The 22,719-nt window shown below is 56.2% G+C and carries 19 protein-coding genes; 12 read left to right on the forward strand and 7 right to left on the reverse strand.

The window, feature by feature from the left end; translation table 11 throughout:
* Positions 1-19: 19 nt before the first annotated feature.
* From FCH32_RS05475 to wzz(fepE), 3 genes are all read left to right on the forward strand, one after another.
* A complete protein-coding gene (locus FCH32_RS05475; RefSeq protein ID WP_096757939.1) occupies positions 20-238 on the forward strand; it encodes an MbtH family protein in 219 nt (72 codons plus the stop codon).
* A complete protein-coding gene (entF, locus tag FCH32_RS05480; RefSeq protein WP_174360625.1) occupies positions 235-4,125 on the forward strand; it encodes an enterobactin non-ribosomal peptide synthetase EntF in 3,891 nt (1,296 codons plus the stop codon). The genes FCH32_RS05475 and entF overlap by 4 nt, the downstream gene beginning before the upstream one ends.
* 227 nt (positions 4,126-4,352) lie before the next feature.
* On the forward strand, positions 4,353-5,486 hold the full coding sequence (gene wzz(fepE) / locus FCH32_RS05485) for an LPS O-antigen length regulator Wzz(fepE) (RefSeq protein WP_174360626.1): 1,134 nt from the start codon (positions 4,353-4,355) through the stop codon (positions 5,484-5,486).
* A 46-nt stretch (positions 5,487-5,532) separates the two neighbouring features.
* Here the strand turns inward: wzz(fepE) and fepC are convergent, their stop codons facing one another.
* From fepC to fepD, 3 genes are read right to left on the reverse strand one after another with little or no spacing between them, the layout of a single operon-like run.
* Positions 5,533-6,330: an iron-enterobactin ABC transporter ATP-binding protein gene (fepC, locus tag FCH32_RS05490; RefSeq protein ID WP_115259131.1), complete on the reverse strand. Its 798-nt coding sequence runs from the start codon at positions 6,328-6,330 to the stop codon at positions 5,533-5,535.
* Entirely contained in the window at positions 6,327-7,319 is a 993-nt protein-coding gene (fepG, locus tag FCH32_RS05495) for an iron-enterobactin ABC transporter permease (RefSeq protein ID WP_170974162.1), read from the reverse strand. The genes fepC and fepG overlap by 4 nt, the downstream gene beginning before the upstream one ends.
* Positions 7,316-8,323 (reverse strand): Fe(3+)-siderophore ABC transporter permease, encoded by a 1,008-nt coding sequence (gene fepD, locus FCH32_RS05500; RefSeq protein ID WP_096757936.1) that lies wholly within the window; start codon positions 8,321-8,323, stop codon positions 7,316-7,318. The genes fepG and fepD overlap by 4 nt, the downstream gene beginning before the upstream one ends.
* Before the next feature lie 110 nt (positions 8,324-8,433).
* Between fepD and entS the strand changes: the two genes are divergently transcribed.
* Positions 8,434-9,672, forward strand: a complete 1,239-nt coding sequence (entS, locus tag FCH32_RS05505) for an enterobactin transporter EntS (RefSeq protein WP_174360627.1) — start codon at positions 8,434-8,436, stop codon at positions 9,670-9,672.
* 27 nt (positions 9,673-9,699) lie between these two features.
* On the opposite strand, the gene fepB is transcribed toward entS, so the two are convergent.
* Positions 9,700-10,656 carry a Fe2+-enterobactin ABC transporter substrate-binding protein gene (gene fepB / locus FCH32_RS05510; RefSeq protein WP_115259129.1) on the reverse strand — a complete coding sequence of 319 codons (957 nt, stop codon included), beginning with the start codon at positions 10,654-10,656 and terminating at the stop codon, positions 9,700-9,702.
* Between the two features lie 187 nt (positions 10,657-10,843).
* On the opposite strand from fepB, the gene entC reads away from it, so the two are divergent.
* The 7 genes from entC to FCH32_RS05545 all read left to right on the forward strand — a co-directional run bounded on the left by entC (position 10,844) and on the right by FCH32_RS05545 (position 18,255).
* Positions 10,844-12,019 (forward strand): isochorismate synthase EntC, encoded by a 1,176-nt coding sequence (gene entC / locus FCH32_RS05515; RefSeq protein ID WP_117342200.1) that lies wholly within the window; start codon positions 10,844-10,846, stop codon positions 12,017-12,019.
* 33 nt (positions 12,020-12,052) lie between these two features.
* Positions 12,053-13,663 (forward strand): (2,3-dihydroxybenzoyl)adenylate synthase EntE, encoded by a 1,611-nt coding sequence (entE, locus tag FCH32_RS05520; protein ID WP_174360628.1) that lies wholly within the window; start codon positions 12,053-12,055, stop codon positions 13,661-13,663.
* 12 nt (positions 13,664-13,675) lie between these two features.
* Positions 13,676-14,533: an isochorismatase gene (locus FCH32_RS05525; RefSeq protein ID WP_115259126.1), complete on the forward strand. Its 858-nt coding sequence runs from the start codon at positions 13,676-13,678 to the stop codon at positions 14,531-14,533.
* The gene (entA, locus tag FCH32_RS05530) at positions 14,533-15,288 is read left to right on the forward strand and encodes a 2,3-dihydro-2,3-dihydroxybenzoate dehydrogenase EntA (RefSeq protein WP_117342203.1); all 756 of its coding nucleotides are present in this window, start codon (positions 14,533-14,535) and stop codon (positions 15,286-15,288) included. Before FCH32_RS05525 ends, entA begins: the two co-directional genes overlap by 1 nt.
* 2 nt (positions 15,289-15,290) lie before the next feature.
* Entirely contained in the window at positions 15,291-15,704 is a 414-nt protein-coding gene (entH, locus tag FCH32_RS05535) for a proofreading thioesterase EntH (protein WP_115259979.1), read from the forward strand.
* Positions 15,705-15,888: 184 nt separating this feature from the next.
* Positions 15,889-17,994 carry a pyruvate/proton symporter CstA gene (gene cstA / locus FCH32_RS05540; RefSeq protein WP_174360629.1) on the forward strand — a complete coding sequence of 702 codons (2,106 nt, stop codon included), beginning with the start codon at positions 15,889-15,891 and terminating at the stop codon, positions 17,992-17,994.
* 63 nt (positions 17,995-18,057) lie between these two features.
* Positions 18,058-18,255 carry a YbdD/YjiX family protein gene (locus tag FCH32_RS05545; protein ID WP_096757928.1) on the forward strand — a complete coding sequence of 66 codons (198 nt, stop codon included), beginning with the start codon at positions 18,058-18,060 and terminating at the stop codon, positions 18,253-18,255.
* A 111-nt stretch (positions 18,256-18,366) separates the two neighbouring features.
* On the opposite strand, the gene FCH32_RS05550 is transcribed toward FCH32_RS05545, so the two are convergent.
* Positions 18,367-19,455 carry an oxidoreductase gene (locus FCH32_RS05550; RefSeq protein ID WP_174360630.1) on the reverse strand — a complete coding sequence of 363 codons (1,089 nt, stop codon included), beginning with the start codon at positions 19,453-19,455 and terminating at the stop codon, positions 18,367-18,369.
* Between the two features lie 132 nt (positions 19,456-19,587).
* Here FCH32_RS05550 and FCH32_RS05555 point away from each other — a divergent pair, with 132 nt between their 5' ends.
* A complete protein-coding gene (locus FCH32_RS05555; protein ID WP_117342206.1) occupies positions 19,588-20,748 on the forward strand; it encodes a pyridoxal phosphate-dependent aminotransferase in 1,161 nt (386 codons plus the stop codon).
* On the opposite strand, the gene FCH32_RS05560 is transcribed toward FCH32_RS05555, so the two are convergent.
* Positions 20,749-21,366, reverse strand: a complete 618-nt coding sequence (locus tag FCH32_RS05560; protein WP_096757924.1) for an IbrB-like domain-containing protein — start codon at positions 21,364-21,366, stop codon at positions 20,749-20,751.
* Positions 21,351-22,574, reverse strand: a complete 1,224-nt coding sequence (locus tag FCH32_RS05565) for a phosphoadenosine phosphosulfate reductase (protein ID WP_137400279.1) — start codon at positions 22,572-22,574, stop codon at positions 21,351-21,353. The genes FCH32_RS05560 and FCH32_RS05565 overlap by 16 nt, the downstream gene beginning before the upstream one ends.
* Positions 22,575-22,719: the final 145 nt, after the last annotated feature.

Genomic DNA, 22,719 nt, shown 5'->3' on the forward strand with positions numbered 1-22,719 from the left:
TCCACGACAGGAGTTGAGTATGGAATTCAGTAACCCTTTCGATAACCCGCAGGGGCAGTTTTACATTCTGCAAAATCCCCAACGTCAGTTTAGCCTTTGGCCGCAGCAGTGCTCGCTTCCTGCTGGCTGGGCCATCGCATGCGAACCGCAATCCCAGGAAGCCTGCCAGCAATGGCTCGCGGAAAACTGGACCACGCTAACACCTGCAAATTATGCCGATGTACAGGAGGCAGAATGACTCAGCGCTTACCGTTAGTCGCGGCCCAGCCGGGGATCTGGATGGCGGAAAAACTCTCCACGCTGCCTTCAGCATGGAGCGTCGCGCACTACGTGGAATTAACCGGGGAACTGAACGCACCGCTGCTGGCGAAAGCGGTTGTTGTCGGTCTGGGGCATGCTGATACCCTGCGTATGCGGTTTTGCGAAGACAACGGCGAGGTTTGGCAGTGGGTTGATCCAACGTTCACTTTTACGCAACCCGAGATTATCGATGTCCGTGACATGGCCAGTCCGCACGACGCCGCTCGGGCGTTGATGCAGGCTGACTTGCAGCAAGACATTCGTGCCGATGGCGCAAAACCCCTGGTCTGCCATCAACTTATTCAAGTGGCAGATAACCGTTGGTACTGGTATCAGCGCTATCATCATTTGCTGGTGGATGGTTTCAGTTTTCCTGCCATCACCCGCCAGATAGCCGCCATTTACCGCGCATGGCAGCGCGGCGAACCGACGCCGGAATCACCTTTTACCCCCTTTGCCGAGGTGGTGGAAGAGTATCAGCAGTATCGCCACAGCGAGGCGTATAAACGTGACGGCGCATTCTGGGCCGGGCAGCGAGAGCAGTTGCCGCCACCGGCTTCGCTGTCGGGCAAACCCCTACCGGGCCGGGCGACCAGTGCGGATATTATTCGCATGCAGTTGACCGCCCCCGACGGCGTATTCCGCCAGCTTGCCGCGCGCATGCCTGACATTCAGCGTGCGGATTTAGCACTGGCGCTGGTGGCACTATGGTTGGGGCGTTTATGCAGCCGGATGGATTATGCCGCCGGGTTTATTTTCATGCGCCGCATGGGGTCGGCGGCGCTAACGGCAACCGGGCCGGTGTTGAATGTGCTGCCATTCGGTGTGCATCTTGATGCCGCGGAAAGCCTACCTGAACTGGCGAAACGACTGGCCGGGCAGCTCAAGAAGATGCGTCGTCATCAGCGTTATGATGCGGAGCAAATTGTGCGCGACGGCGGCCGAGCGGCCGGTGAAGAGGCGCTGTTTGGTCCGGTACTGAACGTGAAAATCTTTGACTACCAGCTGGATCTTCCCGGCATCCAGGCGCAAACCCATACGCTGGCGACCGGGCCGGTTAACGATCTGGAACTGGCGCTGTTCCCGGATGAAAACGGCGGTCTGAGCATTGAAATTCTCGCCAATAAACAGCGTTATGATGAGGCGACGCTGGCGCAACATGCGTCGCGTTTAACCGCGCTGATGGGCCAGTTTGCCGAAAACCCGGCGCTGCGCTGCGGCGATGCCGATATGCTATTGCCGTCAGAACAGGAACAGCTGGCGCAAATAAACGAGACGGCAATTGATATTCCGTTCACCACGCTCAGCGCGCTGGTGGCGGAACAGGCCGCGAAAACACCGGATGCGCCGGCGCTGGCCGACGCTCGCTATCAGTTCAGCTACCGCGAAATGCGTGAGCAGGTTGTTGCACTGGCGCAGGTACTGCGTGAACGCGGCGTGCGACCAGGCGACAGCGTTGCCGTGGCCTTACCGCGCTCTGTGTTCCTGACGCTGGCACTGCACAGCATTGTGGAGACGGGGGCTGCCTGGCTACCGCTGGATACCGGCTACCCGGACGATCGTCTGCGGATGATGCTGGAAGACGCACGTCCTACGTTGTTGATCACTACCGAAGAACAGCTGTCCCGCTTTCGCGATATTCCGGGGCTGGACAGTGTGTGCTATAACGCGCCGCTGTCTCGCGAGGATATCTCGCAGCGCGCGGTGTCGCGTCCAGAGCATACCGCTTACATCATCTTTACCTCGGGTTCGACCGGCAGACCAAAGGGGGTGATGGTGGGGCAAACCGCCATCGTTAACCGCCTGTTGTGGATGCAAAATCACTATCCGCTGACCGCCGATGATGTGGTGGCGCAAAAAACGCCATGCAGTTTTGATGTCTCGGTGTGGGAGTTTTTCTGGCCGTTTATTGCGGGCGCAAAGCTGGTGATGGCGGAGCCTGAGGCGCATCGTGACCCGCTGGCGATGCAGCAGTTCTTTGCACAATATGGCGTAACCACCACGCACTTTGTGCCGTCGATGCTGGCGGCGTTTGTTGCCTCGCTGACGCCGGAGACGGCGCGGGAAAGCTGCGCTACGCTGAAGCAGGTGTTCTGCAGCGGTGAAGCCCTGCCAGCAGAACTGTGCCGCGAGTGGGAACAGTTGACCCACGCACCGCTGCACAATTTGTACGGCCCGACCGAAGCGGCGGTGGATGTCAGCTGGTATCCGGCATGCGGAGATGCGCTTGCCGCCGTGACCGGCAACAGCGTGCCGATTGGCTATCCGGTCTGGAATACGGGCCTGCGGATCCTTGATGCCATGATGCGCTCGGTGCCTGTCGGCGTGGCGGGCGATCTGTACCTGACAGGGATCCAACTGGCGCAGGGGTATCTGGGCCGCCCGGACCTGACGGCAAGTCGTTTTATTGCCGATCCGTTTGCGCCCGGTGAACGCATGTACCGTACCGGGGACGTGGCGCGCTGGCTGGATAATGGTGCGGTGGAATACCTCGGGCGCAGCGATGACCAGCTAAAAATTCGCGGGCAGCGCATTGAACTGGGTGAGATTGATCGGGTAATGCAGACGCTACCGGATGTCGAGCATGCCGTGGCTCATGCCTGCGTATTCAATCAGGCGGTAGCTACCGGCGGCGATGCGCGCCAGCTGGTCGGGTATCTGGTGTCGCATTCGGGGTTACCGCTGGATATTCCCGCACTACAGGCGAGACTGCGTGAAACGCTGCCTGCGCATATGGTGCCGACCGTGTTATTGCAGCTGGCGGAGTTACCGCTCAGCGCCAACGGTAAGCTGGATCGTAAAGCCTTACCGATGCCGCAGTTGACGCCGCGCACGGCAGGACGCGCGCCATACCCGGGCACGGAGACCACCATTACCGAGGCCTTTTCCGCGCTGCTGGGCTGTGAAGTTAATGATGTAGCAGCAGACTTTTTCGCGCTCGGCGGTCATTCGTTACTGGCGATGAAGCTGGCGGCGCAGTTGAGCCGCGTATTTGAACGCCAGGTGACGCCAGGGCAGGTGATGGTTGCTTCCACCGTTGAACAACTCAGTACGCTGTTGGACAGCAACGATGACGCACAGTCACAGCAACTGGGGTTTGAAGCGCTGCTACCGCTGCGCACCAGCCACGGCCCAACGCTGTTCTGTTTCCATCCGGCGTCCGGCTTTGCCTGGCAGTTTAGCGTGTTATCGCGCTATTTGAACCCTGAGTGGTCAATTACTGGCATTCAGTCGCCACGGCCTAGTGGGCCGATGCAGACGGCAGCAAATCTCGATGAGGTCTGTGAATACCATCTTAAAACGTTGCTGGAGCAGCAGCCTCACGGCCCCTACTATTTACTGGGGTATTCGCTGGGCGGCACGCTGGCGCAGGGTATTGCGGCACGCTTGCAGGCCAGGGGAGAGAAGGTTGCATTCCTGGGGTTGCTGGATACCTGGCCGCCGGAAACGCAAAACTGGCAGGAAAAAGAGGCCAATGGGTTGGATCCTGCCGTATTGGCGGAAATCGAACGCGAACGCGAGGCGTTTCTGGCGGCCCAGCAGGGCAATGCGTCCGACACGCTGTTTAGCACCATTGAGGGTAACTATGCCGATGCGGTGCGTCTGTTAACCACCGCGCACAGCGTGGCTTTTGACGGTCATGCTACGTTGTTTGTGGCCGAACGTACGCTACCGCAGGGCGTCAGCCCTAAACACAGCTGGTCGCCGTGGATAGCCAGTCTGGATATCTACCGTCAGGACTGTGCACACGTTGATATTATTTCGCCGGCAGCGTTTGAGAGTATTGGGCCGATAATAAACAGGTTGATCGCTCCGCCTGCGTAGCCGGGAATACTCACTATTGGCTTATTTGAATAACCTCATAATGTAAATAAAATGTTATGGGGTTGTTTTGTTTATGCTGATCTGTGAGACCATAAGGCTTAATAAATTCTGAATATAATATCTGGCAGGTTATTAGGGGCAAAGAGTGTTTCGGATAATTCTTATTAGCTGGTAGACTTTGTCTACAGGAAGACGTTTCTTTTGGCCAGAAATTCAGGTTACACAACATGTCATCATTAAAAATAAAGAAAGATAATGATTCAGAATTAGCTGCTTATCCGCAGACTACGCTAAGCGGTAATGAAATTGATTTATTCAACCTGCTCGAGATTTTGTGGCGCGCCAGGAACAAGATTATTGCTACCGTCTTCGCGTTTGCCTGTGTGGGGATTCTGGTGTCTTTTCTGCTTCCGCAAAAATGGACCAGTGAGGCAATTGTTACCCCAGCTGAACCCGTGCAGTGGCAGGGACTTGAGAATGCGTTGACCAAGTTGCGTGTGCTGGACATGGATATTAGCGTTAACCGTGGTGATGTATTTAACCTGTTTATCAAGAAATTTCAGTCGCCATCGCTACTGGAAGAGTACCTGCGCTCTTCACCTTATGTGATGGATCAGCTGAAAGGCGCTGATATAGACGAAATGGATTTGCATCGGGCGATAGTACGCCTCAGTGAAAAAATGAAAGCGGTTGATGCAAATCAGGGTAAGAAGAATGAAACCTCGCTGTATATCGCGTGGACGCTAAGCTTTACCGCACCGCTGGCTGAAGAAGCGCAGGCCGTGCTGGCAGGGTATATCCAGTTTATTTCTGACCGTGTTGTGACAGAAACGCTGGAGAATATTCGCAATAAACTGGCCATCAAAACCAGCTTTGAGAAAGAACGACTGGCGATGGACCGAATCAGACTGAAGAATCAATTGGATGCAAACATTCAGAGATTGAATTATTCGCTCGAGATTGCGAATGCGGCTGGCATCAAAAAACCGGTTTACAGTAATGGACAAGCCGTGAAGGACGATCCTGATTTCTCTATTTCGCTGGGTGCGGATGGCATTGCGCGTAAATTAGAAATCGAAAAATCAGTAACCGATGTAGCAGAGATCAACGGTGAATTGCGTAACCGCCAGTATCACGTTGAACAGCTCTTGGCGATGAATGTCAGCGACGTCAAATTCTCACCGTTTAAATATCAACTTGCCTCGTCTCTGCCAGTGAAAAAAGACGGCCCCGCGAAATCCATGATCGTTATTCTGGCGGCGCTGTTGGGGGGAATGGCGGCGTGCGGTGGGACGCTGCTGAATTATGCCATGCTATCGCGTAAACGTGATATTGCGATCCTTGGGCAGCAACTGGTGTGATTTATTATTGTATGGCGACGAACACGTCGCCATACAATAAATAACGTTATTTCTGACGCCCAAGAGGCACCACCAGTGGCGTTCCGGCCACTGGGTCGTCAATAATCATGCAGCGCAGTCCGTAGATCTTTTCGATAAGCTGCGGCGTAACAATTTCCTTCGGCGCACCCTCGGCAATAATCTTCCCTTCACGAAGCGCGATTAAATGCGTGGCATAACGGCAGGCCTGGTTCAGATCGTGCAGCACGGCGGCCAGCGTATAGCCCTTCTCGCGGTTTAACTCGCTGAGCAGTTCCAGCAGATCTATTTGATGACTGATATCCAGCCAGGTGGTCGGCTCGTCAAGCAGCATGATTGACGTTTCCTGCGCCAGCACCATGGCGATCCACGCTCGCTGGCGCTGTCCGCCGGAAAGCGTATCTACGCTTTGTGCTGCCAGGTGGGTGATCCCGGTAGCTTTCATGGCGTTCATCACCGCGTCTTCATCTTCTTTACGCCAGCGGGTGAACAGCGGCTGATGCGGATAACGGCCTCTGGCAACAAGCTCCTGAACGGTAATATCGCCCGGCGTAGTGGCGTTTTGCGCCAGCAGGCCAATGCGGCGCGCCACCTCTTTACTGGCGTAATGTTGAATATGTTCACCATCCAGCCACACCTTGCCGTGCGCCGGCGTCATCAGACGGCTCAATGTGCGCAGCAGCGTTGATTTCCCGCAGCCGTTGGGGCCAATAATGGCAGTGAAGTGGCCGTCGGGGATCGACACGTCGAGGTTTTCTGCCACGGTAAACTTGCCATACCCTAGCGTTAATTGGTCGCCACGCAAACGGGCTACTGATTCGGTCATTTTTTGCGGGACTCCTGAATTAACAAGACGATAAGATAAATACCGCCGAGGCTTACGGTGACAACGCCGACCGGAAGCTGATAAGGCAAAAATAGCTGCTGGGCGCATAAATCGGCCGTCAGCAGTAACAGTGCGCCGCACAGCGCTGACTGGGTTAATCCCCAGCGAGCAGTGCCGCTAAGGCGACGGGCAATATGCGGTGCGACAAGGGCAATAAACGAGATAGGTCCCGCCAGCGCGGTGGCAGCGGCGGTCAGTACTACCGCCACCAGCATCATCATTAAACGCGAACGTTCGACGCTGACGCCCAGCGCACAGGCGCTGTCATCACCCATTTCCAGCAAGCGCAGGCGGCGCACCAGCAGCGTGGCGCACACCAGCATCAGAATAATCAGCGGCGCGGATGGCCAGGTTTTCGCCCAAGTCAGACCATTGAGCGATCCGGCGTTCCACAGTCCGGCCGTCAGCGCGGTTTCTAAGGAGGCTTTCAGTAGCAGCCAGGTGTTAAACGCCACCAGCATGGCGCGAATGCCGATGCCGATGATAATCAGGCGGAACGTTTCTATACCGTTGCGCCAGGCCAGCGCCCAGACGACCAGCGAGGTCAGGACCCCGCCGAGCATGGCCGCCAGCGCAATGGCGGTAAGATGCTGGCCAAACAGCACCATCGCCACCAGCACGCCGCTCCAGGCGCCGGTATTGAAGCCCATCACGTCCGGGCTGCCCAGCGGGTTACGCATCAGTGACTGGAATATTGCGCCACTGACGCCCAGAGCCGCGCCAATCAGTAGTGCCATCAGCACGCGCGGTAAACGCCATTCCGTCACCACCAGCGTAATGTTGCGCGGTGCATCGCCCAGCAGGGCGGCAATGATCTGCTGCGTTTCCAGCGTCACAACGCCGCTACGCAGGCTCCATAATCCGACGGCGATACAGCCCACAACCAGCAGCAGGCAACTGATCATCAGTCGACGAGAAAGGTGCATCATGCGCCACCTCCACGCTGCTTACGGCGTACCAGAAAAATAAGCACCGGCGCGCCGATAAACGCACTGACCACCGATACGCGTAGCTCACCGGGCACAATCAGGCGACCGATAATATCGGCAATTAACAGCAGGGAAGGCGTTGCCAGTAAGGTGACGGGCAGCGACCAGCGGTGATCGGCTCCCACCAGCCAGCGCGCCATATGCGGCATCATCAGGCCGATAAAAGCGATAGGGCCGACAATCGCGGTCGCGCTTCCGCACAGGACGGTGATTACCAGCAGACCGATAAACTGCGTACGGGCGACTTTACTGCCCAGCGCAGTGGCGGTATCCGTGCCCAGGCTCAGACTGTTCAGGCCACGGCTGAGGAACAGGGCTACGGCTCCGGCGATCAGTACCGGGATCAGGACCACTTTCAGGGTTTGCAGACTGCGAATGTCCAGCGAACCGGCCTGCCAGAAACGCAGTTGATCGTAGACGTCAGGGTTGAGCAGGGCGATGCCGCTCGATAATCCCTCCAGTACTGCCCCCAGCGCCACGCCAGCCAGCGTCAGGCGAACCGGGCTGAGCTGACCACCCCCTTGGCTGCCGGTAAAGGCGACAATCAGCGACGCGGCTAGCGCCCCGGAAAAGGCCATCAGCAGTTGCTCTTGCGGGGAGGAGAAACCGAACAGCGAGGCCCCCAGCACAATGGCGAAGCTGGCACCAGAATTGACGCCAAGAATACCGGGGTCGGCTAGCGGATTCCGGGTCAGCGTTTGCATCAAGGCACCCGCCAGTCCCAGCGCGCCGCCTGCGAGCAATCCTGCCAGCGTACGCGGGAGCCGCGCGTCCAGCACAATGGTGCAATCAGCGCTATGACAACTGCCGGTGAGCGCATCCAGCACCACGGAGGCAGGGAGCGACCTGGCGCCAATAACCAGACTTAATACCGTGGTGACAACAAGTAATAACAACAGTCCGGGCACGGCAAAGGCGCGTGTCGCGGAAACAGAGCATGACATATCAACTATCCTTGATAATGATAGTAATTATCGTTATCGATCTTATTTAGGTATGTTAGCATGTGCAGCCATAGAATGGATATTGAAAAAGTACCTGGTAAGGCTCTGTAATGAATCGACAATCCTGGCTGCTCAATCTCAGCCTGCTAAAGACCCACCCTGCATTTCGCGCCGTTTTCCTTGCCCGTTTTATTTCCATCGTCTCTCTGGGACTACTCGGCGTGGCGGTGCCGGTACAGATCCAGGTGATGACACAGTCGACCTGGCAGGTTGGTTTGTCGGTAACGCTCACCGGCAGCGCGATGTTTATTGGCTTGATGATCGGCGGCGTGCTGGCCGACCGCTATGAGCGTAAAAAAGTGATCCTGCTGGCGCGTGGCACCTGCGGCATTGGCTTTATTGGTCTGTGTCTGAACGCGCTGCTCCCGGAACCGTCGCTGCTGGCAATTTATATCCTCGGTTTATGGGACGGCTTTTTTGCTTCATTGGGCGTTACGGCGCTGCTGGCGGCAACGCCGGCGCTGGTTGGGCGTGAAAACCTGATGCAGGCGGGGGCCATCACCATGCTGACGGTGCGCCTGGGATCGGTGATATCGCCGATGGTAGGTGGGGTACTGCTCGCCACCGGCGGCGTGGCCTGGAACTATGGTCTGGCGGCGGCAGGTACTTTTATTACCTTACTGCCGTTGTTGAGCCTTCCTGCATTACCGCCGCCGCCCCAGCCACGTGAACACCCATTGAAATCCCTGCTGGCAGCATTTCGTTTCCTGCTTGCCAGTCCGCTGATTGGCGGCATTGCGCTGTTGGGCGGCCTGCTGACCATGGCCAGCGCTGTGCGCGTACTTTACCCGGCGCTGGCGATGAGCTGGCAGATGTCGAGCGCCCAGATTGGTCTGCTGTATGCGGCGATCCCGCTGGGTGCCGCCATCGGCGCATTGACCAGCGGGCAACTGGCGCACAGCGTGCGTCCTGGTTTGATTATGCTGACGTCGACCGTGGCGTCCTTCCTCGCAATTGGTCTGTTTGGACTGATGCCGGTCTGGCAATTGGGCGTGGTCTGCCTGGCGCTGTTTGGCTGGCTGAGCGCGGTGAGTTCTCTGTTGCAGTACACCCTGTTACAGACGCAGACGCCGGAAGCGATGCTCGGGCGCATTAACGGTTTGTGGACCGCACAGAACGTCACCGGTGATGCCATCGGCGCAGCGCTGTTAGGCGGTTTGGGTGCGATGATGACGCCGGTCGCGTCGGCAAGCGTCAGTGGATTCGGCCTGGCTATCGTTGGTCTGTTGCTGCTGTTGCTGTTGAGTGAGGTCCGTCGTTTTCGGCAGATGCCGGTGAATGCCGGATAAGGCGTAAACCTCATCCGGCACTAAAGATTAAAACAGTGCGGAGAGGCGTTGCAGCAGCAGCGTGGCGCTGTAGTAATCCAGACGGAAGGTTTCAGTGCCCAGTGCGTAGACGCGTTTATTCTGCACGGCTGGCAGGTGTGCCAACAGCGGGTTAGCGTAAATGGCGTCGGCATCTTTGCTGTCGCCCGCAAACAGGAACAGCGCCTCGCCGTTCAGTCCGGTTGCCAGATTCTCACCGCCAAGCTGCACAATGTCGTGACGTTTGCCCTGACTCTGGCTGGTATGCAGTCCGGCAGGCAGCGGTGCCAGCGTGAAACCGAGCTGCTCCATCAGCTGGCCCTGCGCAGACTCTGGCGTCCACAGGTTGGCGCTGTGCGCGGCGGCGGTGTACACCAGCGCGCTGACCGGCTGTGGCGGCAGGGTAATGCGCTGCTTAACCGCCTGCAACTGCTTATCAAACTCGGCAATGCGTGCCGCCGCCTGTTGTTCATGCCCGGTGATCTCACCTAACTGCGTCAGCAGCGACTGCCAGCTTTTGTCGTCGTAATTAATAATAAGCGTGGGGGCAATGGTGGACAGCTGATCGTACAGGGCGAGGGCAGAATCACCGCCGGTGGCGCTGATCAGAATCAGGTCCGGCATTTGTGCGGCAACGGCCTCGGCGCTCGGTTCGCCAATATACAGACGGCTCAGCTTGCGGGCTTTTGCCACCTCGCTCCACTGGCGTAAAAAACCCTGTGCATCGCCGATGCGGTTATTCGGCGTGGTGGCCCCGCTGGCGATAATTGGCGCATCAATGGCCAGCAGCGACCCGGTCAGCGTCACGCTGGTGGAGACAATGCGCTGTGGCTTCTGTTCCAGCGTATGAATCCCACGGCTGTCGGTGACCTGACGCGGCCAGTCAGCAGCATGGCTTAAAGAAATTCCTGAAAGAGACAGCCCAACCAATAAGAGCGCCGTTCGGTAAAACGCGGGGAGTCGCACGAATAAGTTTCCTGTTATCAATGTAGTTAATGCTTCTCATTTTCATTGTTAGCGGACAGGGATGCAAGCCTAAGTCGCACATTGTGTGACGGCAAGAGTTGACATACCGGCGCTTTGCTTTTAGGTTAGCGACCGAAAATATAAATGATAATCATTATTAAAACCTTTATCATTTTTGGAGGATGATATGGATACGTCACTGGCCGAGGAAATACCGCAGACTATGGCAACACTCGCTCCCGACAGTTTTTTCTTTATGTCGCCGTACCGTAGCTTTACGACGTCAGGATGCTTTGCCCGCTATGCGGAACCGGCAGTTGATGGGGATTCACCGGACAGCCCGTTCCAGCAAAAAATGCACGCCCTGTTTGCCGATGCCAAATCGCAGGGTATCGCGAATCCCATCATGGTTGGGGCCATCCCCTTTGATACCCGCCAGCCATCGTCGCTGTTTATCCCCCGGTCCTGGCAGAGCTTCTCCCGCACGGCGAAGCAACAATCGTCGCGCTACTTTACCGCGCATCAGTCGCTGAGCGTCGTGGAACGTAAAGCGATTCCTGAACAGGACGTATTTGAACACATGGTCGCCCAGGCGGCGGCCCGGACCGCCACCCCGGAAGTGGACAAAGTGGTGTTGTCGCGGCTGATCGATATCACCGCCGACGCCAACATTGACAGCGGTGCGCTGCTGGAGCGTCTGGTGGCGCAAAATCCGGCAAGTTATAACTTCCATGTGCCGATCGAAGATGGCGGCGTATTGATCGGCGCCAGTCCGGAGTTGCTGTTACGTAAAGACGGTGACCATTTCAGTTCATTGCCACTGGCGGGTTCGGCGCGGCGTCAGCCGGATGACGTGTTGGACAGAGAAGCCGGGATCCGCCTGCTGGCCTCCGAGAAAGACCGCCATGAACACGATCTCGTGACGCAGGCTATGAAAACGGTACTGCGCGATCGCAGTCGTGAACTGCAACTGCCGTCTTCTCCTCAACTGGTCACCACGCCCACGCTCTGGCATCTCGGTACGCCATTTGAGGGTCAAGCTAATCCCGAGGAAAACGCCCTGACGCTGGCCTGCCTGCTGCATCCGACGCCAGCGCTGAGCGGTTTTCCACATCACGTTGCGCAGAAACTGATTGCCGAGCTGGAGCCGTTCGAGCGCGAACTGTTTGGCGGCATTGTCGGCTGGTGTGATGCGCAGGGCAATGGCGAGTGGGTGGTGACGATCCGCTGCGCGAAGCTGTTGCGTAATCAGGTGCGTTTCTTCGCCGGTGCCGGCATTGTGCCTGCCTCTTCCCCGGTTGCCGAATGGCGTGAAACGGGTGCCAAGCTTTCGACCATGTTGAATGTTTTTGGACTGCATTAAGAGCCTTATTGACCAGGCCTCTAAGGAGCGATAATGAGTATTCCTTTCACCCGTTGGCCGGAAGAATTTGCCCGCCGTTACCGTGAAAAAGGCTACTGGCAGGATCTGCCGCTGACCGACATTCTGACCCGTCATGCCGACAGTGACCATACGGCGGTGATTGATGGAGCGCGGCATCTGAGCTACCGCCAGCTTAACCAGGCAGCGGACAATCTTGCCAGCAGCCTGCGTCGTCAGGGCATTAAACCCGGTGAAACCGCGCTGGTGCAGTTGGGCAATGTGGCGGAGCTGTATATCACCTTCTTTGCGCTGCTCAAGCTGGGCGTGGCTCCGGTTTTTGGGTTGTACAGCCATCAACGCACTGAGCTCAACGCCTACGCGACGCAAATCAAACCGGTGCTGCTGATTGCTGACCGCGCACATGCGCTGTTTGCTGCGGATGACTTCCTGAACGCATTTGTGAGTGAACACAGCTCGCTACGCGTGGTGCTGCTGCTCAATGACGAGGGTGAACACAACCTGCAAAATGCGATAAGCCAGCCTGCTCACGATTTTACCGCCACGCCATCGCCTGCCGATGAAGTGGCGTATTTCCAACTTTCCGGTGGCACCACCGGGACGCCGAAGCTGATCCCGCGTACCCATAACGATTATTACTACAGCGTGCGGCGCAGCAACGAAATTTGCCATTTTACCGAAGAAACGCGCTATCTGTGTGCGATCCCGGCCGCGCATAACTACGCCATGAGCTCACCGGGCGCGCTGGGCGTGTTCCTCGCCGGTGGAACCGTGGTGCTGGCGACGGACCCGAGCGCCACGCTGTGCTTCCCGCTGATTGAGAAGCATCAGGTTAACGTCACGGCGCTGGTTCCCCCGGCGGTAAGCCTGTGGCTGCAGGCGATTGCAGAATGGGGCAGTCATGCGCAACTGGCATCGCTGAAACTGTTGCAGGTCGGTGGGGCGAGGCTTTCTGCTTCGCTTGCCGCCCGTATTCCGGCAGAGATCGGCTGTCAGTTACAGCAGGTCTTCGGCATGGCGGAAGGGCTGGTGAACTACACCCGTCTGGACGACAGTCCTGAGCGAATCATCAATACCCAGGGACGCCCGATGTGCCCGGATGACGAGGTCTGGGTGGCTGATGCCGACGGTAATCCTTTGCCGCAGGGTGAGACCGGACGCCTGATGACGCGCGGGCCGTATACCTTCCGCGGCTATTTCAACAGTCCTGAACACAACGCCAGCGCCTTTGATGCCAACGGGTTCTACTGCTCAGGCGACCTGATCGCCATCGATCATGATGGTTACATCACCGTACAAGGGCGCGAGAAGGATCAGATCAACCGGGGCGGGGAGAAGATCGCCGCCGAAGAGATAGAAAACCTGTTACTGCGCCACCCGGCGGTGGTTCATGCGGCGCTGGTCAGCGTGGACGATGAGTTGATGGGCGAGAAAAGCTGTGCCTGTCTGGTGGTGAAAGAACCGCTGCGCGCAGTTCAGGTGCGTCGTTTCCTGCGTGAGCAGGGCGTGGCGGAGTTCAAATTACCGGACCGCGTCGAGTGCGTGGCGTCGCTGCCGCTAACCCCGGTCGGGAAAGTGGATAAAAAACAATTACGTCAGTGGCTGGCATCACGTTCACTGGCCTGAAGGAGAAAAGAGATGGCAATTCCTAAACTGCAGGCTTATGCGCTGCCCACCGCGCTTGATGTTCCCGCCAATAAAGTTGACTGGGCGTTTGAACCCGAGCGTGCTGCGCTGCTGATCCACGACATGCAGGACTATTTTATCGGTTTTTGGGGCGATAACTGCCCGATGATGGAGCAGGTAGTGGCTAATATCGCCGCGCTGCGCCAGTACTGCAAAGCGCATAACATTCCGGTCTATTACACTGCCCAGCCGAAAGATCAAAGCGATGAAGACCGTGCCCTGTTGAACGATATGTGGGGACCGGGGCTGACGCGCTCGCCGGAACAGCAGAAGATTGTCGACGCGCTGGCCCCGGACGAAGCGGATACAATCCTGGTGAAATGGCGCTACAGCGCGTTTCATCGCTCCCCGCTGGAACAGATGCTGAAAGAAACTGGGCGTAATCAGCTGATTATTACCGGCGTCTACGCGCATATTGGCTGTATGACCACCGCAACCGACGCGTTCATGCGCGACATTAAGCCGTTTATGGTGGCCGATGCGTTGGCTGACTTTAGCCGCGACGAACACCTGATGTCGCTGAAATATGTTGCCGGACGCTCTGGTCGGGTAGTGATGACGCAGGAACTCTTGCCAACGCCGGTGCCTGCCAGTAAAGAGGCGCTACGCAGCGTAATTTTGCCATTGCTGGATGAATCCGATGAGCCGCTGGATGACGAAAATCTGATCGACTACGGTCTGGATTCGGTACGGATGATGGCGCTGGCCGCCCGCTGGCGTAAAGTGCATGGCGATATCGACTTCGTGATGCTGGCGAAAAATCCGACCATTGACGCCTGGTGGAAACTGCTTTCCCGCGAGGTGAAGTAATGGTTGGGTTTGATTTCACAGGCAAAACCGTCTGGGTCACCGGCGCAGGAAAAGGCATTGGTTACACCACGGCGCTGGCGTTTGTTGACGCGGGTGCGCGGGTGACCGGCTTCGATCTGGCGTTTGACGGTGAAGCTTATCCGTTTGCCACCGAGGTAATGAATGTGGCGGATGCACCGCAGGTGGCGCAGGTGTGCGAGCGCTTGCTGGCGAACACCGAGCGGCTGGACGTGCTGGTCAACGCCGCCGGGATTTTACGTATGGGGCCAACCGACGCGCTGAGCGCTGAGGACTGGCAGCAGACCTTCGCTGTCAATGTGGGCGGCGCGTTCAATCTGTTTCAGCACACCATGGCGCAGTTTCGCCGCCAGCAGGGCGGGGCGATAGTCACCGTTGCATCGGATGCGGCACATACGCCACGCATCGGTATGAGCGCTTACGGCGCGTCAAAAGCCGCGCTGAAAAGCCTGGCATTGACCGTCGGTCTGGAACTGGCTACGAGTGGCGTGCGCTGTAATGTGGTTTCGCCGGGGTCGACCGACACCGATATGCAACGTACGCTGTGGGTCAGTGACGACGCCGAACAGCAGCGTATTCGCGGGTTTGGCGAGCAGTTTAAGCTTGGCATTCCGTTGGGTAAGATTGCTCGTCCGCAGGAAATCGCCAACACTGTCTTATTCCTCGCCTCCGATCTGGCCAGCCATATCACCTTGCAGGATATCGTGGTGGACGGCGGCTCGACGCTGGGAGCGTAATGATGATCTGGAAACGACACCTCACGCTCGATGAACTCAATGCCACCAGCCAGAACACGTTGGTGGCGCATTTAGGCGTGGTCTATACCCGGCTGGGCGATGACGTGTTGGAAGCTGAAATGCCGGTGGACCATCGTACCCATCAGCCGTTTGGTCTGCTGCACGGTGGCGCGTCGGCGGCACTGGCGGAAACGCTGGGATCGATGGCGGGCTACATGATGACCCGCGATGGACAATGTGTGGTCGGTACGGAACTCAATGCTACCCACCATCGTGCGGTATCGCAGGGAAAAGTGCGCGGCGTTTGTCAGCCGCTGCATCTCGGGCGGCAGAACCAAAGCTGGGAGATCGTGATTTTTGATGAGCAAGGACGGCGCTGCTGTACCTGTCGCTTAGGCACGGCGGTGATGGGGTGACATTGCCGACATCGTAAAATGAAATTGCAGGCTTAACAGGTAAATGAAGTGATCTAGTTAACAATGCAATGTAAATAGTCAGTGGAGTCTCGGGTTTATGTGGTTGTCAGGTTGTTAAATTCAGGAAAGGTGTTATAGAAACAAAATGTAACATCTTTCTGGATCACGCAAACGGACAACAACCATGAATAAATCAGGGAAATACCTTCTCTGGACATTGCTCTCCGTTATCGGAGCATTTGCCCTGGGATATATTGCGTTAAACCGTGGTGAACAGATCAACGCGCTGTGGATTGTGGTGGCGTCGGTCTGTGTCTATCTTATTGCCTACCGTTTTTATGGCCTGTACATCGCGAAAAATGTGCTGGCACTGGACCCGACGCGTATGACGCCAGCCGTGCGGCATAACGACGGCCTGGATTACGTTCCTACCGATAAAAAAGTATTGTTTGGTCACCACTTTGCGGCGATTGCCGGAGCGGGTCCGTTAGTCGGACCGGTGCTGGCAGCGCAAATGGGCTACCTGCCGGGCATGATCTGGCTACTGGCCGGGGTGGTACTGGCGGGCGCGGTGCAGGACTTTATGGTGCTGTTTGTCTCCACCCGTCGCGATGGCCGTTCCCTGGGCGAACTGGTGAAAGAAGAGATGGGCCCAACGGCGGGTGTGATTGCGCTGGTGGCCTGTTTTATGATCATGGTGATTATCCTTGCGGTGTTGGCGATGATCGTCGTGAAAGCGCTGACCCACAGCCCGTGGGGAACCTACACCGTAGCGTTTACCATCCCGCTGGCGATCTTTATGGGCATTTACCTGCGCTATCTGCGTCCGGGTCGCATTGGTGAGGTGTCGATTATCGGCCTGGTATTCCTGGTGTTTGCCATTATTTCCGGCGGCTGGGTGGCTGAAAGCCCAACCTGGGCACCGTACTTTGACTTTACCGGTGTACAGCTGACCTGGATGCTGGTGGGTTACGGCTTCGTGGCCGCCGTACTGCCGGTGTGGCTGCTGCTGGCACCGCGTGACTACCTGTCTACCTTCCTGAAAATTGGTACCATTGTCGGCCTGGCAGTGGGCATTCTGATCATGCGTCCAACGCTGACCATGCCTGCGCTGACCAAATTCGTTGACGGCACCGGTCCGGTGTGGACGGGCAACCTGTTCCCATTCCTGTTTATTACCATTGCCTGCGGGGCGGTTTCTGGCTTCCATGCGCTGATTGCGTCCGGCACCACGCCGAAGATGCTGGCAAATGAAGGGCAGGCTTGTTTTATCGGCTACGGCGGGATGCTGATGGAGTCCTTTGTCGCCATCATGGCGCTGGTCTCTGCGTGTATCATCGATCCGGGCGTGTACTTTGCGATGAACAGCCCGATGGCGGTGCTGGCACCTGCAGGCACGGTGGATGTGGTCGCTTCTGCGGCGCAGGTGGTCAGTGGCTGGGGCTTTGCCATTACCCCGGATACCCTGCATCAAATCGCTAACGAAGTGGGCGAGCAATCCATTATTTCTCGTGCGGGCGGTGCGCCTACGCTGGCGGTAGGGATGGCGTACATTCTGCACGGTGCGCTGGGTGGCATGATGGATGTGTCGTTCTGGTATCACTTCGCTATTCTGTTCGAAGCCCTGTTTATTCTGACCGCGGTCGATGCCGGTACGCGTGCTGCACGCTTTATGTTGCAGGACCTGTTGGGCGTGGTGTCACCAGGCCTGAAGCGTACTGATTCACTGCCTGCGAACCTGTTGGCAACGGCGCTGTGCGTGCTGGCCTGGGGTTACTTCCTGCACCAGGGCGTGGTGGATCCATTAGGCGGTATCAACACCCTGTGGCCGCTGTTTGGTATCGCCAACCAGATGCTGGCTGGCATGGCGCTGATGCTGTGTGCGGTGGTACTGTTCAAGATGAAACGTCAGCGCTACGCATGGGTGGCGCTGGTGCCAACCGCCTGGCTGCTGATTTGTACTCTGACCGCCGGCTGGCAGAAAGCGTTTAGCCCGGATACCAAAATTGGCTTCCTGGCGATCGCCAACAAGTTCCAGGCGATGATCGACAGCGGTAACATTCCGGCGCAATACACCCAGTCGCAGCTTTCACAATTGGTGTTTAACAACCGTCTGGATGCTGGACTGACCATCTTCTTCATGGTGGTGGTGGTGGTTCTGGGTCTGTTCGCCATTAAAACGGCGAGGGCCGCGCTGAAAGAGGACAAACCGACGTCAAAAGAAACGCCGTACGAACCGATGCCAGAGAATGTCGAAGAGATCGTGGCGCAGGCGAAAGGCGCGCACTAATATTCTCATAACCCACAAGCCCTCTCCGCAGCGGGGAGGGCGTTTGCATGACAGGGAATGACTATGTTTGAAACACTCGCAAAAGCCGGGAAATATTTAGGTCAAACCGCCCGCCTGATGATTGGCGTGCCGGATTATGACAACTATGTTGAGCATATGCGCGTCACGCACCCGGAGCAGGCGCCGATGACCTACGAAGAATTCTTCCGTGAGCGTCAGGATGCGCGCTATGGGGGCAAGGGTGGGGCGAAGTGCTGTTGATTTTTTGCCGGATGGCGCTGACGCTTATCCGGCCTACAACACCGCATTGCGTAGGCCTGATAAGGCGAAGCCGCCATCAGGCAACCCACCATCAGGTAACCCACATCGCACTCACACCGTAAACGATTCCACCTTCTCAAACGCCGCGCGCAGGGTTTCTGGTGTTAACGTGACCGGCAGTGCGTGAATGGATTCCACCGGGCGCAATGTGTGCGCAATCACCTTATCGATCTCAGCACGGTTATTTATATCCACGTCTAACTGGGCCAACCGGGTGGGTAAATTGAAACGCTGGTAGGCTGAAGTGAGTTGAGCCAGTACATCGTCTTGCCCCAGCAGCGCACTCTGTACCAGGATGCCGTAGGCCACTTTGGTACCGTGTAAAAACGCCCCCGTCTGCGGGAGCACCGTCAGACCGTTATGCACCGAATGTGCCGCCGCCACGCGGGTGTAACGCTCGCCCAGACCGCCCACCATGCCGCCGCCGGCAATGATTGCATCCACCACATCACAAAACGCCTGACTCAGTTTCCCCTGCTTTTTATCAGCCAGCGCCTGCTCGCTGTATTCCAGCAGCACGTCGCGAATGGCCAGCGCGCCGTTGATCCCCAGACGCACGGTCAGCGGCAACGTTTCGGGCTGCGGTGCCAGCACGACTGCTTCGTACCACTTCGCCAGCGTGTCGCCGATGCCCGCCAGTAAGTATTCCTCTGGTGCATTGAGGATTATCTGCGGCTCCACCAGCACCAGAAAGTTGGCGTCATCGAAAATGTCGAAGTGCAGCGCCTGACCGGCATCGTTGTACCACACGGAGAGAGGCGTCCAGGCCGCACAGGTCGCGGCAATGGTTGGGATCGCCACGAAAGGCAAACCGAGACGACGGGCCAGCGCTTTGGCGGTGTCGAGTAATGTGCCGCCGCCCACGCCAATCACCACGCTGCGGTGATCACCGGCATCTTCTGCCAGTTGCTGAACGTCTGTTTCGCTGCAATGACCGGTAAACAGCAGGTGCTTTGCCCCGTCACAATTAAATGCGCCAGGCAGATAGGGACGGGCAGCGGCGATAGCACGCTCACCATACACCCAGACGGCGCGCGACAGTATGTCGGCGGTGAAGAAATCATGCAGTCTGGACAGGCTGCCGGTATGGGAAAAGTAATTGGCCGGGCCGACGACGACGCGAATTTCGCTCTGACTCATGTTGTGTTGTCCTTTTGGCTGTCCTGTCCACGCAGGTTATTTTTATATAGACGTCTAAACGTCTTGATTGCCAAATACTAACATCGTGTTATAGTGGCTTCAACCACAACATCACACGTCAGGATAACAATAATGAGTAATAACTCGCTGATTGTGCAAAGCAAACTCCCCAATTTAGGCACTACCATATTCTCGCAAATGAGCGCCCTGGCGCAGGAACATCAGGCGATTAACCTGTCGCAGGGATTCCCGGATTTTGACGGCCCACACTATCTGCAAGAACGCCTGGCGTACCATGTAGCGCAAGGGGCGAACCAATATGCCCCCATGACAGGTGTGCAGCCGCTGCGTGAAGCCATCGCCGACAAAACCGCCGAGTTATACGGCTATAAACCGGATGCTGACAGTGAGGTTACGGTGACGGCGGGAGCGACGGAAGCACTGTACTCGGCGATTACGGCCTTAGTGCGACCCGGCGATGAGGTGATTTGTTTTGACCCGAGCTATGACAGCTATGCGCCCGCGGTGGCGCTATCTGGCGGCGTGGTTAAACGTATCGCGCTGCAGCCGCCATCTTTTCGCGTGGACTGGCAGGCATTTACCGCGTTGTTGAGCGACAGGACCCGACTGGTGATCCTCAACACACCGCATAACCCCTCTGCCACCGTCTGGCAAAAAGCAGACTTTGATGCGCTGTGGCAGGCCATTAAAGCACGCGATATTTTTGTGGTAAGCGATGAAGTCTATGAACACATCTGCTTTGCCGCGCAAGGGCATGCCAGCGTGCTGGCACATCCGCAGCTGCGCGAGCGTGCGGTTGCGGTCTCATCATTCGGCAAAACCTACCATATGACCGGATGGAAGGTTGGGTACTGTGTGGCGCCAAAAAACATCAGCGTCGAATTACGTAAGGTACACCAGTATTTGACCTTCTCGGTCAATACGCCAGCGCAGTTGGCACTGGCGGATATGCTGCGGGCCGACCCAACGCATTACCGCGACCTGCCCGCGTTTTATCAGCGAAAACGTGATGTGCTGGTGAACGCACTCCGTGACAGTCGTTTGGACATTTTGCCCTGCGAAGGGACGTATTTTTTGCTGATCGATTACAGTGCCGTCTCGGATCTCGATGATGTGGCGTTTTGCCAGTGGCTGACCAAAGAGGTGGGGGTAGCAGCGATCCCTCTGTCAGTTTTTTGCGCCGATCCTTTCCCACACAAGTTGATTCGCCTGTGTTTTGCCAAGCAGGAATCGACGCTGTTGGCGGCAGCAGAACGCCTGGCCGCGCTGTAGTTACTTCACCGTCCAGGCTTTGGAGAATCGGCGGTCGGCGAACAATTCTTGCAGACCGTTGATTTGCTTGAGACGTAATACCTCATCACTGTCCATCCCGAGGTCTTTACCGATTTTTTCTTCACTCCAGCCGAGGAGTGATAATTCACGGACAATTTCAGACATGGCGTGGATTTGATGCCGTCCGCGAGCACGGTTGTGACGAATCGTTGCCGCCATGCGTTCATGGCGTTCACGCTGCAAGCAGGTGATGGGTAAATAACCTTTTAGTCGGGATCTCAGCGAGGGTTTGCTTTTGCCTAATTCATGTCGATGAAAACCATCAATGATTTCATATTCTTCTTCCGTTGAGTGAACCACAACGATGGGTTGGGTAAATCCATCTGCCTCGATGGATTTCAGCAGCAGTCTTTTCTCCGGCGGCGCCACGTTATTAGGGTTGTAGTCGTTAGGCGTAATATGATTTCCTTCGACCCATAACACACAATCTACCGGCTCTTCGCGAAAAGGACTGACGCTGTGGATGGCTATTCTGAATTCATTTATGGCCTCAATTCGCTCTTTTTCGGGGAGTTCAGAAAGAAAACCGAGGAGCTCCTGTGTTAATCGTTGTTGCATAAAATCCCCCATTCCTGACGTTTTGTTTTCATGCGTTCGTTATAGCGTTGGTAGCTTTTTGACTTTGTTGGACTAAAAGAAAGCGCCCGACACCAGTAATCATTATTCAACAGGACTTTGCAGATTCGCCGCCATGAGGGGATATCTCTGGACCCAATATCACCGTCTTGATTTTGCGGGATATCGGTCATACCTTTTTTCTTATACCACTGAATATAGACGGCGATTTTGTTGCGATAGTGCTCAGCTGTCTGTTCTGGCATGCTGTTTAGTAGCAGCATGGCGTACTCTTGCCAGCTTAAATGATCCGGTTTTAATATTTTCCGGTGTCCGTAAAAATGGTTGTCATGACCGGCATAAATACCCCCACTTTTAACGCCGCTCACGCGGGCGCACATGGCTGCCCATCGCTGCGGTTCAATAACGTGATAGAGCCAAAGGCCCTGGCGTTGTTCCGGGCCAAAGGGCTCGCAAATGCGCATGTATCGCGTCGGGACACCGGCCTGGTACATCAGGTTATACAAGGGGTTGCATGTCATATTGGTTTTAGCAAACCAGGTCCAGATATCGGCCGTTTTCCAATCATAGATGGGATAAATGTACCAGGTATGTCCCCCAGGCGCGGCGGTGGTCCAGGGTTTATCATCGGCAAACCGCTGCTTATGTGAATTGGCAATCGCGACAAAGCGATTATATGACTCGTCGGCACGGATCCCGACCAGCATTGCGGCCGGCCGCTTTTCTGAAAACCAGTCAGCGAACTCGCGAACGAATTGTTCAAAGGTCATTCCGGTCTGATAGAAATGGAAGAACTCGGGATCGGTAATGGCATCTGCTGGCGGTTGGCGAACCCATTGCGTATTCGGCTCCCAGCACTGCCATTCCGGCTGAAATTGCGAGAGTGAATTTTGCGTGGTTAACGGCAAGGCGACCCAATAAAACCGTTCAATAACGTCGGAGTAATGTTCGCGCAATGCCTGCACATAGTCGATAGTGCAGGAAAACTGGGCCTCCCAGTCGATAAATAATACGTGAATTTTTTTATGCATCTGACGGGCCAGTGTGGCCGTCAGATGCAACATCACCCCTGAATCTTTGCCACCTGATAATGAAACACAAATGCGCGGCAGCGTTTCCAGCGTCCACGTAATGCGCTCCTGAGCGGCTTCAAGTACATTTTTACTTAGCGGTATTTTATAAACAGACATATCAAGCTCAGGTCGTAACTTTATTATTTTTATACATAATAAATGGTTGCAATAAGATATGCTAATTTACGTGTCATGCAACTTTTTTAAATATATTTACTTGATGTATGAGTTCTGTTGATTCATATCGCGCATGCATTGAATT

The sequence above is a fragment of the Citrobacter gillenii genome (assembly GCF_013337685.1).
Classification (GTDB): Bacteria; Pseudomonadota; Gammaproteobacteria; order Enterobacterales; family Enterobacteriaceae; genus Citrobacter; species Citrobacter gillenii.

Coding starts and splice junctions, on each gene's coding strand:
- FCH32_RS05565 (WP_137400279.1), bottom strand. CDS start 22,574: ATGTCTGTTTATAAAATACCGCTAAGTAAAAATGTACTTGAAGCCGCT.
- FCH32_RS05475 (WP_096757939.1), top strand. CDS start 20: ATGGAATTCAGTAACCCTTTCGATAACCCGCAGGGGCAGTTTTACATT.
- FCH32_RS05550 (WP_174360630.1), bottom strand. CDS start 19,455: ATGAGTCAGAGCGAAATTCGCGTCGTCGTCGGCCCGGCCAATTACTTT.
- entF (WP_174360625.1), top strand. CDS start 235: ATGACTCAGCGCTTACCGTTAGTCGCGGCCCAGCCGGGGATCTGGATG.
- fepG (WP_170974162.1), bottom strand. CDS start 7,319: ATGATGCACCTTTCTCGTCGACTGATGATCAGTTGCCTGCTGCTGGTT.
- FCH32_RS05525 (WP_115259126.1), top strand. CDS start 13,676: ATGGCAATTCCTAAACTGCAGGCTTATGCGCTGCCCACCGCGCTTGAT.
- cstA (WP_174360629.1), top strand. CDS start 15,889: ATGAATAAATCAGGGAAATACCTTCTCTGGACATTGCTCTCCGTTATC.
- entS (WP_174360627.1), top strand. CDS start 8,434: ATGAATCGACAATCCTGGCTGCTCAATCTCAGCCTGCTAAAGACCCAC.
- FCH32_RS05555 (WP_117342206.1), top strand. CDS start 19,588: ATGAGTAATAACTCGCTGATTGTGCAAAGCAAACTCCCCAATTTAGGC.
- entE (WP_174360628.1), top strand. CDS start 12,053: ATGAGTATTCCTTTCACCCGTTGGCCGGAAGAATTTGCCCGCCGTTAC.
- fepD (WP_096757936.1), bottom strand. CDS start 8,323: ATGTCATGCTCTGTTTCCGCGACACGCGCCTTTGCCGTGCCCGGACTG.
- FCH32_RS05560 (WP_096757924.1), bottom strand. CDS start 21,366: ATGCAACAACGATTAACACAGGAGCTCCTCGGTTTTCTTTCTGAACTC.
- entH (WP_115259979.1), top strand. CDS start 15,291: ATGATCTGGAAACGACACCTCACGCTCGATGAACTCAATGCCACCAGC.
- fepC (WP_115259131.1), bottom strand. CDS start 6,330: ATGACCGAATCAGTAGCCCGTTTGCGTGGCGACCAATTAACGCTAGGG.
- entC (WP_117342200.1), top strand. CDS start 10,844: ATGGATACGTCACTGGCCGAGGAAATACCGCAGACTATGGCAACACTC.
- entA (WP_117342203.1), top strand. CDS start 14,533: ATGGTTGGGTTTGATTTCACAGGCAAAACCGTCTGGGTCACCGGCGCA.
- FCH32_RS05545 (WP_096757928.1), top strand. CDS start 18,058: ATGTTTGAAACACTCGCAAAAGCCGGGAAATATTTAGGTCAAACCGCC.